The organism is Burkholderia pulmonis, from assembly GCF_984667975.1.
In genome coordinates this window covers 1,721,174-1,738,785 of the sequence record NZ_OZ480187.1, presented here as the reverse complement: position 1 = coordinate 1,738,785, position 17,612 = coordinate 1,721,174, and the positions used below count along the sequence as shown (strand labels likewise).

The window sequence follows — 17,612 nt, the reverse complement described above, 5'->3', positions numbered from 1 at the left end:
ACGCCGCAGCGCACCGCCTGCAACTTCCCAAGCGCTATTCAAGCGTCCGGATCGAATTGCTGATGCCGCGTGCGCAGTCGATCACGGCCGGAGCGAGCTTGCGGCGCGCGTCGTCGAACGTCCAGCGGCTCGTCGGCGCGACCACGTGCACGGCCGCGACCGGCTGCCCCTGGCTGCCCATCACGGGCGCCGCGATCGACATGTCGCCGATGAACAGTTCTTCCTGGTTGGTGGCGTAACCCTCGCGCCGCGCGCCGTCGAGCAGCGCGACGAGTTCGTCGAGCGCCGTAACGGTGCGCGGCGTGTGCGGCGTGCGCATCATGCCGTCGAGCTGCGCGCGCGCATCGGCCGGCGGCAGTGCGCTCAGGAACGCGCGGCCGCAGCCGGTGCAGTACATCGGGATGCGGCTGCCGATCGGCATGTGGATCGGCACGAACTTCGTCGACACGAAACGCGCGACGTACACCATCTCGTCGTCGTCCGGCTCGGTGAGGTTGGTGGTTTCGCCGGTCACGTTCGTGAGCTCGGACAGAAACGGATTCGCGACGTCGATCAGCGTATCGGCCGCGAGGTAGTTGAAGCCGATCCGCATCACGTGCGGCGTGAGCTGGTAACGCCGCGTGACCGGATGCTTGCGGATGTAGCCGAGCTTCTCGAGCGTATAGACCATCCGCTGCGCCGAGCTTTTCGTCATCCCCGCCGCGTCGGCCACCTCCGCCAGCGTCATCGTGCGCCGCTTCGCGCTGAACGCGCGCAGCACGTTCAGCCCTTTTTCCAGCGACTGGTTGAACAGCAGGTCGTTTGACTGATCAGGCGACGTTTCCATGGCAGGGGGCTGGATCGATTCGATATGAAATCATAGCGTATCGAATATCGATACTCAAAAATCTTTTTGCGATGTTTTTGATTCGTTTTAAGATCGAGTCATCGTCGCAGTGTCGATCAGCGGCCGGCCGGCGCACCGAATTATTCGAGAAGGAGACACCATGGTTCCGTTCATCAAGCGGTTCGGCGCACTGGCCGCCGGTTTCGCCACCTGTATCGTCCTTTCCGCCGCTTCGGCAGGCGCCGTTGCGGCCGAGCCCACGCTGAAGGTCGGCGCGACGGCCACCGGCGTGCCGTTCACGTTTCTCGACGTCAAGAGCAATTCGATCCAGGGGATGATGGTCGATGCGATCACCGCGGCCGGGAAATCGGCCGGGTTTCGCGTCGACGTGCAGCAGACCGTGTTTTCGGCGCTGATCCCGTCGCTCACCACGCAGAAGATCGACATCATCTCGGCCGCGATGCTGAAGACGCCCGTGCGCCAGCAGGTCGTCGATTTCTCCGATACGGTCTATACGTTCGGCGAAGGCCTGATCGTGAAGGCCGACGACCCGGGCCGCTACACGTCGATGGACGATTTCAAGGGGCAGGTGGTCGGCGCGCAGGTCGGCACGGCATTCGTCGATGCACTCAACAAGAAGGGCATCTTCAAGGAAGTCCGGACCTACGATTCGATCGCCGACATCATGCGCGACGTCGCACTCGGGCGCATCAAGGCCGGCTTCGCCGACCAGCCGATCGTCGCGTACCAGATCGAGCACGGCGTCAACCGCCAGGTGCGGCTCGTGCCTGAATACCAGAGCGTCGTGAAGGGGCAGGTCTGCTTCATCGTCCGCAAGGGCGACACCGCGACGCTCGAGCAGCTCAACGGCGCGATCCGCAAGATGAAGGGCGACGGCACGCTGCAGCAGATCCTGCAGAAGTGGCACATGAGCTGAGCGCCCGGCCCGGATTCCTGAATGATTTCGCCCGCATCGCGCGGGCACTCGCTGCGATGCGCTATTCCGGCATCGCATAGGAGACCTCATGTTTTTTCAGAATGCGATCGATTTCCTGCCGATCCTGCTGAAGGGCGCGGTGGTCACGATCGAGATCACCGCATGCGCGTTCGTGCTCAGCTCGGTGCTCGGGCTGGCCCTCGCGTTGCTGAAGGTGTCGCGCAATTGTGCCGTGGCGACGATCGGCAGCACGATCGTCAACGTGATCCGCGGCCTGCCGATCATCGTGCAGCTGTTCTACATGTACTTCGTACTGCCCGATCTCGGCGTGCAACTGTCGGCGTTCCAGGCCGGCGTGCTCGGTCTCGGTATCGCGTATTCGGCGTACCAGGCCGAGAACTTCCGCGCGGGCATCGAGGCGATCGACCGCGGCCAGATCGAGGCCGCGCACGCGATCGGCATGCGCGGCCCGATGATCATGCGGCGCGTGGTGCTGCCGCAGGCGTTCCGCATCGCGCTGCCGCCGTACGGCAACACGCTCGTGATGCTACTGAAGGATTCGTCGGTCGCGTCGACGATCACGGTCGCCGAGATCACGCGCGCCGGCCAGCTGATCGCGTCGTCGACGTTCCAGAACATGAGCGTGTATACGCTCGTCGCGCTGCTGTATCTCGCGCTCGGCCTGCCGCTGATGTTCGGCGTGAACCGGCTGGGCAAGCGGCTCGCGCTGAGGAGAGGCGCATGATCCGGATCGATTCGATACACAAGCGGTTCCAGCAGCACGCGGTGCTGAAGGGCGTGAGCCTCGACGTGCAGCCGGGCGAGGTCGTGTGCCTGATCGGGCCGTCCGGCTCCGGCAAGTCGACCGTCCTGCGCTGTATCAACGGTTTCGAGACCTACGACGAAGGCTCGATCACGATCGACGGCGTGAAGGTCGATGCGCATTCGAAGCGGATCCACGAGCTGCGGATGCGGGTCGGCATGGTGTTCCAGCGTTTCAACCTGTTCTCGCATCGCACGGCGCTCGAGAACGTGATGGAAGGGCCTGTCCATGTGCGGCGCGTGCCGGCCGCGCAAGCGCGCGAGCAGGCCCGGGCGCTGCTCGACAAGGTCGGGCTCGCGCACCGGATGAATGCGTACCCGTCCGAGCTGTCGGGCGGGCAGCAGCAGCGCGTCGCGATCGCACGCGCGCTCGCGATGGAGCCGCAGGCGATCCTGTTCGACGAACCGACGTCGGCGCTCGATCCCGAACTCGTCGGCGAAGTGCTCGGCGTGATGCGCGGGCTCGCCCGCGACGGGATGACCATGGTGGTCGTCACGCACGAAATGGCGTTCGCGCGCGAGGTGGCCGATCGCGTGTGCTTCCTGCACGACGGCACCATCTGCGAAAGCGGGCCGGCGCGTGACGTGCTCACGCAGCCGACGCATCCCCGCACGCAGGAATTCCTGCGTCGTCTGCTGGCATCGGACGGCACCGACAACCCGGATCGAACATGAGCGCAAGGAACGCGGTACCCGGATGGCCCGACTCCCAGTGGCCGGATTCGCTGTGGGCGGCGACCGCCGCGCCGGCGCCCGATACGCCCGCGCTCGACGCATCCGTGTCGTGCGACGTGGCGATCATCGGCGCCGGCTTCACCGGTCTGTCGACCGCACTCCACCTGGCCGAGCGCGGCGTGAACGTGCGCGTGATCGACGGTGCGCAGCCGGGCTGGGGCGCGTCGGGCCGCAACGGCGGGCAGGTGATCCCCGGGCTGAAATACGACCCCGATGAACTGGTGCGCCGGTTCGGCGACGAAGCGGGCGAGCAGCTTGCCGGCATCGTCGGCGGCGCGGCCGACACGGTGTTCGACCTGATCGCGCGGCACGCGATCGATTGCGATGCGCGTCGCCACGGCTGGATCCAGCCGGCGCCGAGCGCCGCGATGCTCGATACGGTCGCGCGGCGCGCGCAGCAATGGGCCGCGCGCGGCGCGCCGGTCGAGGTGCTCGGCCGCGACGACGTCGCGCGGCGGCTCGGCACGCAAGCGTATGCGGGCGGCTGGATCGATCGCCGCGCGGGCAGCGTGCAGCCGCTCGGCTACACGCGCGGCCTCGTGCGCGCTGCCCAGGCTAGCGGGGCGGTTGTGCACGGGCTGACGCGCGCCGTCGGGCTGACGCGCGCCGACGGCCGCTGGCAGATCGCGACGTCGGGCGGCGCGACGCTGTCGGCGGAGCGCGTCGTGATCGCGACCAACGGCTACACGGACGGGCTATGGCCCGGCTTGCGCCAGTCGGTGATCGCCGCGAACAGTTTCATCGTCGCGACGCAACCGCTCCCGCCGGATCTCGGCCGCGACATCCTCGCCGGCGGCGAGGTCGCATCGGATGCACGGCGCCTGCTGCTGTATTTCCGTCGCGATGCGGCAGGCCGCCTGCTGATGGGCGGCCGCGGCCCGTTCGCGGAGCCGCGTGCGACGAGCGACTGGCGCCATCTCGAGCGCGCGACGACGCTGCTGTATCCGCAACTGAAGGGCGTGCGGTTCGAATACCGCTGGGCAGGGCGCGTCGCGATCACCGCGGATTTCCTGCCGCACGTGCACGAACCCGCGCCGGGCGTGACGATCGCGCTCGGCTACAACGGACGCGGCATCGCGATGGCAACGACGCTCGGCAAGCATCTGGCCGCACACCTGGCCGGCGATGCGCAACTGCCGCTGCCGTTTCGGGTCACGCCGATCCGGCCGATTCCGTTTCACGGGCTGCAGCGCTTCTATATCGCGGCCGGGGTCGCCTGGTACCGGTTGCTCGACAGCCTGTCCTGACGCCGGCACGAGGGCAGGTCGCCATCCGTCGTCCGATCGGGCAGAATCGACATGCCCGACTCTACCGACGGATGGCGCATGACCGAACCGAACGATCCCCCCGGCCGCCGTGCTTACGCGAGCTTCGCGCAACGCTACGCGGACATTGCGCCGACGAAGGCGCACAACGCGCTCTACGAACGTCCGGCGACCATGGCGCTGCTCGGCGACGTCGCCGGCCTGACGGTGCTCGACGCCGGCTGCGGGCCCGGCATCTGCAGCGCGCATCTCGCCCGCCACGGTGCGACCGTGCATGCGTTCGACGTCACGCCGGAGATGGTCGCGCTCGCACGCACGCGCTGTACGGGGCTGGCGGTCGATATCGTGGAAGGCGACCTGGAGGCGCCACTCGCCTGGCTGCCCGACGAGTCGGTCGACAGGGTGATGTGCTCGCTCGCGCTCGACTACGTGCGCGATCTCGCGTCGACGCTGCGGGAATTCCGCCGCGTTGCGCGCCCGGATGCTGCACTCGTGTTCTCGATGGCGCATCCGATGCGCGACTGGATGGACGAACGCACGCACGGCGACGGCACGTACTTCGACACGTCGCGCTTCGGCATCCACTGGGCGGGGTTCGGCGAGCCGAGGCCGTACGTCGAAGCGTGGCGGCGTCCGCTCGCCGACATCCTGAATGCGGTAGCGGAAAGCGGCTGGCGGCTCGACCGGTTCGTCGAACCGAAGCCGCTGCCGGAAATGAAGGCCGTGTCCGAACGGCTCCACGCGGAGCTGTCGCTGGCGCCGGCCTTCCTGTGCATCCGCGCGCGCCGCTGATGCGGCGCGGCGGCCCGCCGGCGCTCAGTGCTGCGCCGGTTCGTCGTTCAGCGTGCCGAGGAACGCCTCGATATCCTTGATGTCCTGCGCCGTCATCGCCGGCTTGTCGCCCGCCTTGCGATCGAACGGCGCGTCGGTCACGTCGACGTTCGCGCGATATTTCGGCGGAATGTCGTCGTACTCGTCGACCTTGCCGTCTGCACCGCGCGAATAGAACTTCTGCGGCGAGATGCTGCGCTCGTTGTAGAACGCCATCACCTGGTCGAGCGTATGGAACACGCCGTTGTGGAAGAACACGTGGCGCGTCGCCGAGTTGCGCAGCGTCGGCGTCAGGAACATCGCGCAATACTGCGTCTGGTCCTTCAGGTCGTCGCGGAACGGCCCGCACACGCCGAGATCGTAGAACGCCGGGTTGCGGTTCTGTGCGAGTTCCTTGTTGCGCGGCGCGCCGAGCGCCTCGTACTGGTAATCGGTAAACATCGGCGGCAGCCCGTCCTTGCCGGGTTTCGACAGGTGACAGCCCGCGCAATTCGCCTTGTCCGGATCGTTGAACAGGTGCAGCCCGCGCAGCTCGGCCTGCGTGAGGCGCGCGCGGCCTTCGAGCCAGCGGTCGTACTTGCTGTTGTACGGGTGGAACGACGGATCCTCGACCTGATAGCGCGCGATCGCGAACATCGCCTCCGACACCGCGAGCTGCGGGCTGTCGAACACGCGTGCGCCGAACAGCTGCTCCAGTTGCTTGCGGTGCGACGACTGCGCGAGCTTGTGCGCGACGTCGTCGACGCTCGCGTTCGCCATCTCGACCGGATTCAGCAGCGGGCCGAACGCCTGCTGCTGCAGCGTATCGGCGCGACCGTCCCAGAACATCCCGCCTTGCGGCACGAGCTGCGGTGCGGCCGACGTGCCGGCCACCTTCTGCGCCTTGACGACCCCGGCCGCCGACGCGGCCTGTTGCGCGACGCTCGGCGCGGCATCGTTCTCGCCGGCGTCGGGGCCGATGCTGAAGTTCGGCTGGCGGTACAGATACATCAGCGACGGCGGCGGACGATAGCCCTGCTGCGTCATCGCGAGGCCGCCCGGCTGGACGTCGAGCGCATTCGGCGGCCCGTACGCGTGATCGGGGCTGTGGCACGACGCGCACGACTGCTTGCCCGATGCGGACAGCGACGGATCGTTGAACAGCGAGCGCCCGAGCTGCGCGACCGCCGACAGCGGTTGCGCGGCGGGCCGCTGCAGCACGACCGGATGCAGGTTCGCGCCGGTCCAGTCGGCGACGACGGTGCCGATCGCCGCAGGCACCTGTGCGGGAAACGCGATCGCGAACCCGCCATAGCCGAGCACGGCGGCGCCGAGCACGAATGCCGCGCGGCGCAGCAGGCGGGAAGGGGCGCGGGGCGCGGGCGTGCCGGAGGTGTCGGGAGACGGAAACGCGGGGCGAGCTGTCATGCTGTCGGTCGGAAATCGGGCGCCGCCGGATGCGGCGCGTTAAATGGAAACGGCCGGCGCGTGATGCGCCGGCCTTGCGGTCATGCAGTGACGGTCAGATCGACGGTGCCGCGCTCAGGGCGGTGCCGAGCGTCGGGTCGAGGTACAGCGGCGTCGTGTTCGGCTTCGACGTGAAGTCGAACAGGCTGCGCAGGTCGCCGGCAGACGCATCGAACGAGCCGCCGCCGATGCGCTGGCCGCCGAGCCAGTTGTCCTCGATGAAGCGCACGACGGACGACTGGTCGATCATCGTGTGGTCGACGTAGTTCTGCTTCGCATACGGCGAGATCACGATCAGCGGAATGCGCACACCCGGGCCGCAACGGCCGTTGACGGTGGCGCCGCTTACGCCGGTCGTGCCGCCCGTGGCGCACTTGCCGTTGCCGCTCACCTGGTCGACCGGGTCCGACGAGCCGCGGGTCGGCGGCGTGTACACGTGGTCGTACCAGCCGTCCGAATCGTCATAGGTGACGATCACGGCCGTGTTCTGCCAGTCCGGCTGCTGCTGCAGGAAGTTGACGACCTTCGTCACGAACGCCTGCTCGTCGAGCGGATCCGAATAGCCTGCGTGCGCGTCCTGCGCGGCCGGGGCCTTCAGGTAGCTGACCGACGGGAAGTTGCCGGCCTTCACGGCGGCGAAGAAGTCGTCCGTGTCGTACTGGTGGTTCGCGGGTTCCGCGGTCTTGCCGTCGGTCTGGAGGCTCGACCCGATCGCCGCGACCGAGCTCGGGCGCGTGTGCTGCGGGTTCGACGTCGACGCGTAGTACTGGAACCAGTTGTGGTGCGGGATGTAGTCCGACGTCGCGGCGTTCACGGCGGTGGCGACCGTGCTGCGGGTGCAGCCCGTCGTGCCGTTGCCGTTCGTCGTCGACAGGTTGAAGCCGCCCATGAAGCCGCCCCACGTGATCTTCGCGCCGTTCAGCAGGTCGCCGATGTTCTTGCCGGACATCATCGCCTGGTCGGTCGTGCTCGAGCACACGTCGTAGCCAGGGTCGACGTCGTTGATCATCGTGTAGCCGCTCTGGCCGTCATTGATGTAGTACGAGCTCTTCGCGAGCGTCGACGGCTGCGCGGACGTCTTGACGATCTGCATCCCGTTGGTCTGCCCCGACACCACGTTCAGCGCGCCCGGCGTCGACGGGCCGTACGACGTCGTGTACATGTTGTCGCTCATCGCGAAGCGCTGCGCGTAGTTCCACAGCGCGGTCACGGTGTTGCCGTCGAAGTAGCCCATCACCTGGCCCTTCGTGCCGAACGCGCCGGCGCCGCCGGACGAGCCCTTGCCGGTGTATTTCGGGAACAGGTCGGCCGCACCGAGGTCTTCCGCCTGCTGCTCGGCCGTGTACGCGTGGTTCTGGTCGGCGGTCGCGGCCTGCGTGCGATCGAGGCGGAACGGGTTCGCCGCATCGGTGCCGTTGGCCGTGTTCGTGAAGTTCGGGTTCGCGGTGAGCAGCGTGCCCGTCAGCCCGTTGGGCGTCGGCGTGCCGGCCTGGGCGGTGAATCCCGGTTCGCCCGACGGGTTCGTCGCGTTCGGGTAGGTGCCGAAGTAGTGGTCGAACGAGATGTTTTCGCCGTAGATCACGACCACGTGCTTGATCGGCGTGGCGGTCTGCAGCGCATCCTGCGACGACACGACGGGTGCCGGCGGCGTCGACGTCGACGCGGGCGTCGACGTCGGATCGCTGCCGCCGCAGGCGAACAGCGCAAGCGCCGCAGCAGCGCAGGCGGTGACAAGCAAGGCTTGACGGAACATCGGGAAACTCCAGGTAAGGTCTTCGATGGTGGAGAACGGCCCCGTCGCCGTGTCGGTTCGGCGCGGAGCTCGTGAGAGAGCACGCGCATTGAAACAGTCGTGTATGAAGATATGGGGACGGAGTGTTTTCGTGAGGATTGCGCTGCGGTATCGATTTCATTACGACGCGGCACAACACGAAAGAGAATGGAAAGGGGCAGACCGCCTGCCACCTTCGCGTCACATTCGGCAGCGCGCGGGCCGTTGCTGCCAAAGCCTTGCGGGGCGGGCCAAGCGGCGCGGCCGGACGATTTACGGGTACGGCACCGCGTAGCGCTTTTTGACAATACGGTTACGCATTCCTACGATGGACGCCTGCCGCGCGCATCGTGCGATTTTTTGACTGTCAGGGAGGTTTCAGCGTGCCGATCCCCGTTCTGTTTGCCGTTCTGTGCGCGGCGTTCCTGCACGCGTCATGGAATGCGCTCGTCCGCAGCAGTGGCGACCGGCTGCGGTCGGCCACGGTGTTGCAGATCGCGATCGGGCTGTTCGCGCTGTTGTTCCTGCCGGCCGCGGCGCCGATCACGCCTGCAAGCTGGCCATACGTGATCGCCTCGGCCGTGATCCACGTCGTCTACACGCTGCTGCTCGTGCGCGCGTACGAACACGGCGACCTGACCGTCGCGTACCCGGTCGCGCGCGGCACCGCGCCGCTGCTCGTCACGCTCGGTGCGGCGGCGTTCGCGGGCGAGCACCTGAACGCCGGCGCGCAATGCGGGCTCGTGCTGATCTGCGCGGGCATCCTGGCGATCGGGCTGGAGCGCGGGCGCGGCGCGAAGCACCGGATGATGCAGGTGCTGCCGACCGCATTCGCGACCGGCGTGTCGATCGCGGCGTACAGCGTGGTCGACGGGATCGGCGTGCGCGAAAGCGGCAACACGGTCGGCTATACCGCGTGGATGTTCGTGCTGACGGGGGCGATGATGGCCGCGTACTACCGGCTGCGGGCGGGGCCGTTGCGGCTGACGCAGGATGTCGGCGAAACGGCGAAGGCCGCGTGCGGCGGCGTATTCGCGGCGCTCGCGTACGGTATCGTGATCTGGGCGATGGATCGCGCGCCGATGGGCCCCGTGTCGGCGCTGCGGGAGACGAGCGTGGTGTTCGCGGCGCTGATCGCGCGGGTGTATCTCGGCGAACGGCTGACGCCGCGCCGGGCGGCGGGGTGTCTGGTGATTGCTTCCGGGGCGCTGCTGATCAGTGCGTTCGAGGCGGTGCGGTGAACGCGTCAGCCCGATGTGTCGGGTGCGCAACCCGCCGCATCAGCTTTCCACCGGCATCGCACTCGTGCACTTGATCTCGTCGAGGCACACGCTCGAATGCACGCCGTTCACGCCGGGAATCCGCATCAGCGTCTCGAGCAGGAACCGCGACAAGCCCTTCAGGTCGTGCGCGACGACCTTCAGCACGTAGTCGATGTCGCCCGTCACGGAGAAACACTCCTGGATTTGCGCGAGCTCCGACACCAGTTTCTGGAACTTCGACAGGTCGCGGATATGCCCGCGCTCCATCGTCACATGCACGAACGCGGTGACGCCGAAACCGAGCGTGTCGGGGCACAAGCGGGTTTCATAGCGGCGGATCGCGCCGATCTCCTCCAGCCGCCGGTGGCGCCGCAGCGTCTGCGCGGGCGACAGGCCGACGGCCTTCGCCAGATCGAGGTTCGACGCGCGGCCGTTTTCCTGCAGGATCGAAAGCAAGTGGCGATCGAGGCGGTCGAGAACCGGTTCATGCATTTTTGTTTCCTCGTTTGTCTCCTGGATGCAATCTTATCTCATAATGTAGGGTTTGCATGAACGAGTTACGAAACCCGATTTCGTCGTCGCGACGCTAAACTGACGCCGGATTTTCGTGTGCGGCCGCAGCAATGCGGATGCGGCGAGGTCGGCGGCCGATCTGGCGGGCTCGCCGACACGATTCGGGCGCCGCCACGCGAAGATTGCAGTCCCCAACCCGGTGGCTCCACGAACGGCCGCCGGCACAGCAAAACAGCGCCCGGCACACCGAGGCGCGCCGCACCCCGCTGCAGGCGGAGGCGGACAGAGTGGAGAAGACATGGTTTCTGGAAACGAGAGCGACGGCCTGAAGCGCGGGCTGAAGAACCGTCACATCCAGCTGATTGCGCTCGGCGGCGCGCTCGGCACGGGGCTGTTCCTCGGCATCGCGCAGACGATCAAGATGGCCGGCCCGTCCGTGCTGCTCGGCTATGGCGTGGCGGGCATCGTTGCGTTCTTCATCATGCGCCAGCTCGGCGAGATGGTCGTCGACGAGCCCGTCGCGGGGTCGTTCAGCTATTTCGCGAACAAGTACTTCGGCCACTTCACGGGCTTCCTGTCCGGCTGGAACTACTGGGTGCTGTACATCCTCGTCAGCATGGCCGAGCTGTCGGCCGTCGGGATCTACGTGCAGTACTGGTGGCCGGGCGTACCGACCTGGGTGTCGGCGCTCGTGTTCTTCGTCGTCATCAACCTGATCAACCTGACCAGCGTGAAGTCGTACGGCGAGACGGAGTTCTGGTTCTCGATCATCAAGGTGGCCGCGATCGTCGGGATGATCGGCTTCGGCGGCTGGCTGCTCGCGAGCGGCCACGCAGGGCCGGAAGCCACCGTCAGGAACCTGTGGCAGCACGGCGGCTTCTTCCCGAACGGCGTGTCGGGCCTCGTGATGTCGATGGCCGCGATCATGTTCTCGTTCGGCGGGCTCGAGCTCGTCGGCATCACGGCGGCCGAGGCCGACGATCCGAAGCGCAGCATCCCGCGCGCGACCAACCAGGTCATCTACCGTATCCTGATTTTCTACATCGGCGCGCTCGCCGTGCTGCTGTCGCTGTATCCGTGGGAAAAGGTCGTCAGCGGCGGCAGCCCGTTCGTGCTGATCTTCCACGCGATGAGCAGCAACCTGGTCGCGAACGTGCTGAACGTCGTCGTGCTGACGGCCGCGCTGTCGGTCTACAACAGCGGCGTGTACTGCAACAGCCGGATGCTGTTCGGCCTCGCGCAGCAGGGCAACGCGCCGAAGGTGCTGTGCTCGGTGAACAAGCGCGGCATTCCGCTCGCCGCGCTCGGCGCGTCGGCGCTCGCGACCGGCGTGTGCGTGCTGGTCAACTACTTCATGCCGGGCAAGGCGTTCGAGGTGCTGATGGGCCTCGTCGTGTCGGCCCTGATCATCAACTGGGCGATGATCAGCCTGATCCACCTGAAGTTCCGCCAGGCCAAGCGCGCAGCCGGGGAGGAGACTTCCTTCCGCAGTCTGGGCTATCCTTTCACGAATTACCTGTGCCTGGCATTCATGGCCGGCATTCTCGTCGTGATGTACCTGACGCCGGATCTCCGCCTGTCGGTGTACCTGATCCCGGTATGGCTCGCGGTGCTCGCGGTCGGGTATCGCTTCCGTCAGAAGAATGCAGGCTATGCGGTGCAAGACGGCGCATCCGCACGCTGACGCAGGGCACGACCGATCATTCTTCCAAACGAGACCGACATAGCCATGTTCGAACACATCGACGCGTACCCGGGCGATCCGATCCTGACGCTGAACGAGAATTTCCAGAAAGATCCGCGCGACCAGAAGGTCAACCTGAGCATCGGGATCTATTTCGATGCCGAAGGCCGGATTCCGGTGATGGGCGCCGTGCGCGAGGCTGAAACCGCGCTGCAGCGCGACAGCGGCCCGAAGCCGTACTTGCCGATGATCGGCCTGGCCGCGTACCGCGATGCCGTGCAATCGCTCGTGTTCGGCGCCGATCACCCGGCCCGCGCGGCCGGCCGCATCGCGACGCTGCAGACGCTCGGCGGCTCGGGCGCGCTGAAGGTCGGCGCCGATTTCCTGAAGCGTTATTTCCCGGATTCGCAGGTGTGGCTCAGCGATCCGAGCTGGGAAAACCACCGCTTCATCTTCGAGCGCGCCGGCTTCACGGTGAACACGTATCCGTACTACGACGAAGCGACGGGCGGCCTGAAGTTCGACGCGATGCTCGCGGCGATCGACGCGCTGCCGGCGCGCAGCATCGTGCTGCTGCATGCGTGCTGCCATAACCCGACCGGCGTCGACCTCGACGAAGGCCAGTGGCAGAAGCTGATCGACGTGATCGAGACGCGCGGGCTGCTGCCGTTCGTCGACATGGCGTACCAGGGCTTCGGCGCGGGCCTCGACGCGGACGCGTTCGCGGTGCGCGAGCTGGCCCGCCGCGGCGTGCCGACGCTCGTCGCGAATTCGTTCTCGAAGAACTTCTCGCTGTACGGCGAGCGCGTGGGCGGCCTGAGCGTCGTCTGCGAGGATGCGGCCGCGGCCGACCGTGTGCTCGGCCAGCTGGCCGGCGCCGTGCGCGCGAACTACAGCAACCCGCAGACCTACGGTGCAAAGGTCGTCGCGGCCGTGCTCGGTACGCCGGCGCTGCGCAAGCAGTGGGAAGAGGAACTGTCGGCGATGTGCCGCCGCATCGCGCGGATGCGCCAGTCGATCCACGACGGCCTGCGCGACCACGTCACCGGTGAAGCGCTCACGCGCTACGTGAAGCAGCGCGGGATGTTCACGTACACGGGCCTGACCGAATCGCAGGTCGACGCGCTGCGCGAAGTGCACGGCGTGTACGTCCTGCGTTCGGGCCGGATGTGCGTGGCGGGCCTGAACGATTCGAACGTCGGCATCGTCGCGGACGCGATCGGCAAGGTGCTGAAGAGCGGCGTCTGATCGGGGCGCGCCCGGGCGCGCAACGACCGATGCTGGACGAACCGGCTGTTCCCGTCGCGGAAACAGCCGGTTTTTTCTTGTGCGGCGGCACCGTGCGCTGGCCGACAGACGCGCGCGCGCCGGCGGCGGTACGATCGCGGCATCGGACGCAACACGAAAGGAGCGACATGGGTATCCGGATCATCCAGCTCGGTACGCCGCGCGCGGCCGGCGAGGGCCTGCGGATCGGCACGGTGCGGCGGCCGCCGCGCGGCGTACCGAAGGCGGAATTCGCGTCGCGCAACTACTATGATGTATGGTTGCCGACGTTGTCGCCGAGCGCCGAACTCGTCGCCCAGGCACAGGCCGCCGGAACCGACGCCGAATGGAACGCGTTCAAGCGCCACTTCCGCGCGGAGATGGCGCACGGCGATCCGGCGAAGGTGCTGGACCTGCTGGCCGCGCTGTCGGCGACCACCGCGTTCTCGATCGGCTGCTATTGCGACGACGAACGCCATTGCCACCGCAGCGTGCTGCGCGAGCTGCTCGCGGAGCGCGGCGCGGCGATCGAGCCCGACGCGGGCTGAGCCGGCGTCGGGCGGCTGCACCAGGATCGTGCGGTGCAGCGAACCGGTTGACGTGGGTCAAGCGCGCGGCCGCGCGCGCCACTATGCTCTCGTCATGGAGCCATCACGACGATGACAGGCCGACAGATGCACATTACCTTTCCGCCCGAGCCGCCCGAATATTGCGCGCGCGACCTGGTCGTCGCGTTTTCTGCGCTGGTCGACGGGCGTTTCGTGCAGTGCGCGGTCACGGCGGAGGCGCTGGAGGGGCATTTCGGCGCGCGGTCGCTGCTGGAGCGCGACCTGCTCGCCGCATTCGACGCGCATCGGTCGGCGATCGACGCAATGGCGCGACGGATGCTGGAAGAAATCGGCGGCCGGCCGGTACTGCTGCACAGCGGTCACTTCCGGCTCGAAGACTGATACCGCAGGAGGGCGCATGACACTGCAGGGCAATATTCACGAACGCGACTGGTCGGTCGAAGTCGAGACGCGCCCGTGCGAATCGGGCGAGTTCCGCTGCCGCGTGTCCGTCGAGCACGGTGTCGGCACCGCGCGGTTTCATCATACGTTCGAGCACAGTCATGCGTATCCGACCGAGCGCGAAGCGATGATCGAAGGGCTGCGGGCCGGCATGACATGGATCGAGATGAAGACGTCGCAGGTCTTCAACGTATGAATGGCCCCGCGCCCGGCACGGCGCGGGCGGACTATCGGCCGGGCAGCGATCGAAGCATCGCGCCGCGCCACGGGAAACGCGTGCCGCCGTATCCGGACACGGGCGGCGCAGGCAAGGCGGTCGACGAGCGGGCGGCCCCGTCAGGAGAGTCGGACATGGGTGTGGGCATGCAGATCGCCTGCCTCGGATTCACGGGGTCCGCTGCGGTGGAGGCCGAAGCCGGCGCGCAGCTGGTGCGGCTCGAACGGTTTCGCGCGCTGATCGGCGGCTGCCATCTCGCGATCGAATCGCGCGCGGCGGCCGATGGCGCGCGCCAGTATCACGTGCAGCTCGACCTGGCGATGCACGACGCGGCGCTCAGGCCGCTGCCGCCGTGCGTGGGCAACGACGTCGACGACGCGTTGCGCCGCGCATTCGCGCAGGCCGAACAGGCGCTGATCGCGTGGCGGGCAGCCGGCGCGACGACAGTGCTGCGCGACGCAGCGACGGGCGACGCAGTGCAATGACCCCGCGCGGGCGATCCTGCGTCGCGCGTCAGACCCGCGCGAGCGCTTGTGCGTCGATGATGCGCACGCGCTTGCCGCGCGTTTCGACCAGCGCGTCGCGATGGAACCGCGAGAACATCCGGCTGACGGTTTCGAGCTTCATGCCGAGATAACAGCCGATTTCCTCGCGCGTCATCCGCAGGTTGAATTCGGTTGCCGAATAGCCGCGCGCCTCGAACCGCGACGACAGGTTCAGCAGGAAATGCGCGACGCGCTGTTCGGCCGACATCGTGCCGAGCAGCAGCATCTGGCTCGATTCGCGGACGATCTCGCTGCTCAGCATCTGGTAGAGGAAGTGCTGCATCGGCTTCATCTCGCGGCATGCCGCTTCGAGCGCGCCGAACGGGATGATGCACACGACGCTGTCTTCCAGCGCGATCGCGTCGCAGCAGTGCTGGCCGCCGCCGATGCCGTCCATCCCGAGCGTTTCGCCGGCGATCTGGAAGCCCGTCACGTGCTCGCGGCCGTCGCGATGCATCATCACCGTCTTGAACGAGCCTGCGCGCACCGCGTAGATGCTCTGGAACGCATCGTCGGTGCGGAACAGCGCGTCGCCCTGGCGAACCTGCCGCGTCGTGCAGATGATCGCGTCGAGGCGGCCGTACTCGGCGGCCGTCAGGTGCGGCGGCAGGCACATCGAGCGCATCGCGCAGACCGAGCAGCGGGCGGCCGGATGTTTGGCGGCGTCGGCGCGCGCGACCGTGCGCAGCGGAATCGTTGGCCGGGGTACGACGGATACGTCGGCGGCGAAGGCGGTGGCGGTGGACATGAGTCGCTCCGGCTCGTCAGGGGCGGGGCACGCGAGCGTGCACCAGGGATTCGATCAAACGGCATGCGGCGTCGAATTCGACGGTCTTGTCGAAGAAGTAGTCGGCTCCGGCCGCTGCGCATGCCTCTCTGAATGCCGGCGCCGAGTGGTTCGTCAGCACGATCGTGACGACCCGCGGCGTGGCCTTCGACAGCATCCCGATCAGGTCGAGACCGCTGCCGTCCGCGAGTCGCAGGTCGACGATCACCACATCCGCATGGCTGCTGCGGATGTGCGTCCACGCGTCCTGGCCGTCCTCCGCTTCGCCCACGACGACGACGCCGCGGATCGCGCCGACGAGCAGCGCGATCCGCTGCCGGACGGCAACGGCGTGATCGACGAGGAACACCCTGAGCGCGGCGGGTGACAGGCTGGCATTCATGCCGGCAGTATCGTGTTGCGCCGCCGAAAATGAAATCGGCCGAATTGGAAGTTCGTGTAGGCCGCTTCGACGCGTTGTAGGGCGTTTCCTACAACGCGTACGGGAAACCGCCGGAGCGCACTCGATGCGACACCGCGCGAGCGGCTGGCGGGCTTCGGCGCCGGGTCAGCTGGCCTTGCGCGCGTCCAGCGCATCGCGTGCGGTGCGGCACGCGGCCAGATCCCACGCGGCGCAGCCGACGCTCTTGAACAGCAGCGGGCCGCCACGCGCGAAGGTACCGTCCAGCACGCCGGCGAGCGATGCGACCTGCTGCCAGTCGACCTGCGCGACGATCAGGTCGCCGGCTTCGTGGCGTGCGCCCGCCGGATCGTCGACGACGAGCCGGCTGCCCCGCACCGTGCCCGCATCGATCTCGGCCGCATCCGCGGTGAACGCGCCGACGCCGACCACGAGCCGGCCTTCGCGCGCGGCTTCGCGGTAGACGGGCGTGCGGCTCGTCGTCAGTGTGACGACCACGTCGATCGCGTCGGGAATCGTATCGCCGTCGAGCGGCGCGAGCCGCGGGGCCTGCGCGCGGTGTGCGGCGCAGAACGCGGCCGCGCTGTCGGCGTTCGTGCCGCGCACATGGAGGCGTGCTTCCGGAAAGATCGCCGCGAGCGCTTCCGCGTGATTGGCCGCCTGCTTGCCGGTGCCGATCAGCAGGATGTCGCGCGGGGCGGCGCCATGCAGCGCCTGGATGCCCAGCGCGGTGATGGCGGCCGTGCGGCGGCCGGTGACCGTCGGGCCGTCGAGCGCGAAGCGCATCTCGCCCGTGGTCGCGTCGTACGCGGTCACCTGGCCGAGGATCGTCGGCAGCCCGCGTGCGCCGTTGGCGGGGCATACGTTCACGAGCTTGTGGCTCGCCAGGTCGCGCGCGCTCGACGGCATCGACAGCATCACGCCGCCGCCCTGCAGCGGAACGACCATGCGTTCGGGGCTGACGATTTCGCCCGCCGCGTATTCGGCGACAGCTTGCCTGAGCGTGGCGAGCAGCGCCGGGTAGTCGAGCAGCGCGGCCGTATCGGCCGCATCGAAAACGGGAATCGGGGAAAAGGCGGTCATCGTGTACGTCGCATGCGTCGGTGAGCGTGGACGGCGGACGCATGCCGCGCCCGCCACAGGGCTGCCGGATACCGTGACACAGGGCAGTGTGGATCGAATCTATACCACTTTCTGGCGCACCTGCAACCCAGAAAATAAAGCGCATCGCCGGTTTTGGTTCTAATATCTGTCCAGAAAGGCCGCTGTGGCGCGTGGTCGGCGCCGCTCCGGTA

The 17,612-nt window shown here is 67.6% G+C and carries 19 protein-coding genes; 12 read left to right on the top strand and 7 right to left on the bottom strand.

Features of this window, described 5'->3' with window-relative positions; all coding sequences use genetic code 11:
* Nucleotides 1-34: 34 nt before the first annotated feature.
* Nucleotides 35-826 (bottom strand): IclR family transcriptional regulator, encoded by a 792-nt coding sequence (locus tag AC5LXK_RS24550; protein ID WP_493391285.1) that lies wholly within the window; start codon nt 824-826, stop codon nt 35-37.
* 160 nt (nt 827-986) lie between these two features.
* Between AC5LXK_RS24550 and AC5LXK_RS24545 the strand changes: the two genes are divergently transcribed.
* The 5 genes from AC5LXK_RS24545 (at nt 987) to AC5LXK_RS24525 (ending at nt 5,377) form a co-directional block, all read left to right on the top strand.
* Nucleotides 987-1,763 (top strand): ABC transporter substrate-binding protein, encoded by a 777-nt coding sequence (locus tag AC5LXK_RS24545; protein WP_493391284.1) that lies wholly within the window; start codon nt 987-989, stop codon nt 1,761-1,763.
* Between the two features lie 88 nt (nt 1,764-1,851).
* The gene (locus AC5LXK_RS24540) at nt 1,852-2,508 is read left to right on the top strand and encodes an amino acid ABC transporter permease (RefSeq protein ID WP_493391283.1); all 657 of its coding nucleotides are present in this window, start codon (nt 1,852-1,854) and stop codon (nt 2,506-2,508) included.
* On the top strand, nt 2,505-3,260 hold the full coding sequence (locus tag AC5LXK_RS24535) for an amino acid ABC transporter ATP-binding protein (RefSeq protein WP_493391282.1): 756 nt from the start codon (nt 2,505-2,507) through the stop codon (nt 3,258-3,260). The genes AC5LXK_RS24540 and AC5LXK_RS24535 overlap by 4 nt, the downstream gene beginning before the upstream one ends.
* The gene (locus AC5LXK_RS24530) at nt 3,257-4,567 is read left to right on the top strand and encodes an NAD(P)/FAD-dependent oxidoreductase (protein ID WP_493391281.1); all 1,311 of its coding nucleotides are present in this window, start codon (nt 3,257-3,259) and stop codon (nt 4,565-4,567) included. Before AC5LXK_RS24535 ends, AC5LXK_RS24530 begins: the two co-directional genes overlap by 4 nt.
* Nucleotides 4,568-4,645: 78 nt before the next feature.
* On the top strand, nt 4,646-5,377 hold the full coding sequence (locus AC5LXK_RS24525; protein ID WP_493391280.1) for a class I SAM-dependent methyltransferase: 732 nt from the start codon (nt 4,646-4,648) through the stop codon (nt 5,375-5,377).
* Between the two features lie 24 nt (nt 5,378-5,401).
* Here the strand turns inward: AC5LXK_RS24525 and AC5LXK_RS24520 are convergent, their stop codons facing one another.
* Together AC5LXK_RS24520 and AC5LXK_RS24515 are read right to left on the bottom strand one after the other, a co-directional pair.
* The gene (locus tag AC5LXK_RS24520; RefSeq protein WP_493391279.1) at nt 5,402-6,823 is read right to left on the bottom strand and encodes a cytochrome-c peroxidase; all 1,422 of its coding nucleotides are present in this window, start codon (nt 6,821-6,823) and stop codon (nt 5,402-5,404) included.
* A gap of 94 nt (nt 6,824-6,917) precedes the next feature.
* Nucleotides 6,918-8,615 (bottom strand): phospholipase C, encoded by a 1,698-nt coding sequence (locus tag AC5LXK_RS24515; RefSeq protein ID WP_493391278.1) that lies wholly within the window; start codon nt 8,613-8,615, stop codon nt 6,918-6,920.
* 401 nt (nt 8,616-9,016) lie between these two features.
* On the opposite strand from AC5LXK_RS24515, the gene AC5LXK_RS24510 reads away from it, so the two are divergent.
* Nucleotides 9,017-9,874, top strand: coding sequence for an EamA family transporter (locus AC5LXK_RS24510; protein WP_493391277.1), 858 nt, complete (start codon nt 9,017-9,019; stop codon nt 9,872-9,874).
* 39 nt (nt 9,875-9,913) lie between these two features.
* Here the strand turns inward: AC5LXK_RS24510 and AC5LXK_RS24505 are convergent, their stop codons facing one another.
* The gene (locus tag AC5LXK_RS24505; protein WP_493391276.1) at nt 9,914-10,387 is read right to left on the bottom strand and encodes an Lrp/AsnC family transcriptional regulator; all 474 of its coding nucleotides are present in this window, start codon (nt 10,385-10,387) and stop codon (nt 9,914-9,916) included.
* Between the two features lie 319 nt (nt 10,388-10,706).
* Here AC5LXK_RS24505 and AC5LXK_RS24500 point away from each other — a divergent pair, with 319 nt between their 5' ends.
* The 6 genes from AC5LXK_RS24500 to AC5LXK_RS24475 all read left to right on the top strand — a co-directional run bounded on the left by AC5LXK_RS24500 (nt 10,707) and on the right by AC5LXK_RS24475 (nt 15,070).
* Nucleotides 10,707-12,092, top strand: coding sequence for an amino acid permease (locus AC5LXK_RS24500; protein WP_493391275.1), 1,386 nt, complete (start codon nt 10,707-10,709; stop codon nt 12,090-12,092).
* Between the two features lie 45 nt (nt 12,093-12,137).
* The gene (locus tag AC5LXK_RS24495) at nt 12,138-13,340 is read left to right on the top strand and encodes an amino acid aminotransferase (protein ID WP_493391274.1); all 1,203 of its coding nucleotides are present in this window, start codon (nt 12,138-12,140) and stop codon (nt 13,338-13,340) included.
* A 167-nt stretch (nt 13,341-13,507) separates the two neighbouring features.
* Nucleotides 13,508-13,906, top strand: coding sequence for a DUF488 domain-containing protein (locus AC5LXK_RS24490; protein WP_493391273.1), 399 nt, complete (start codon nt 13,508-13,510; stop codon nt 13,904-13,906).
* Nucleotides 13,907-14,017: 111 nt separating this feature from the next.
* On the top strand, nt 14,018-14,308 hold the full coding sequence (locus AC5LXK_RS24485) for a DUF1488 family protein (RefSeq protein ID WP_493391272.1): 291 nt from the start codon (nt 14,018-14,020) through the stop codon (nt 14,306-14,308).
* A 16-nt stretch (nt 14,309-14,324) separates the two neighbouring features.
* Nucleotides 14,325-14,564 (top strand): UDP-glucose 4-epimerase, encoded by a 240-nt coding sequence (locus AC5LXK_RS24480; protein ID WP_493391271.1) that lies wholly within the window; start codon nt 14,325-14,327, stop codon nt 14,562-14,564.
* Between the two features lie 155 nt (nt 14,565-14,719).
* Nucleotides 14,720-15,070 (top strand): metal ABC transporter ATPase, encoded by a 351-nt coding sequence (locus AC5LXK_RS24475; protein WP_493394047.1) that lies wholly within the window; start codon nt 14,720-14,722, stop codon nt 15,068-15,070.
* Nucleotides 15,071-15,098: 28 nt separating this feature from the next.
* Here AC5LXK_RS24475 and AC5LXK_RS24470 read toward each other — a convergent pair whose 3' ends face one another.
* From AC5LXK_RS24470 to lhpI, 3 genes are all read right to left on the bottom strand, one after another.
* Nucleotides 15,099-15,878: a helix-turn-helix domain-containing protein gene (locus tag AC5LXK_RS24470; RefSeq protein ID WP_493391270.1), complete on the bottom strand. Its 780-nt coding sequence runs from the start codon at nt 15,876-15,878 to the stop codon at nt 15,099-15,101.
* A 16-nt stretch (nt 15,879-15,894) separates the two neighbouring features.
* Complete coding sequence (locus AC5LXK_RS24465; protein WP_493391269.1) at nt 15,895-16,299, bottom strand: response regulator transcription factor; 405 nt, start codon at nt 16,297-16,299, stop codon at nt 15,895-15,897.
* Between the two features lie 165 nt (nt 16,300-16,464).
* Nucleotides 16,465-17,400, bottom strand: a complete 936-nt coding sequence (gene lhpI / locus AC5LXK_RS24460; protein WP_493391268.1) for a bifunctional Delta(1)-pyrroline-2-carboxylate/Delta(1)-piperideine-2-carboxylate reductase — start codon at nt 17,398-17,400, stop codon at nt 16,465-16,467.
* Nucleotides 17,401-17,612 lie beyond the last annotated feature (212 nt).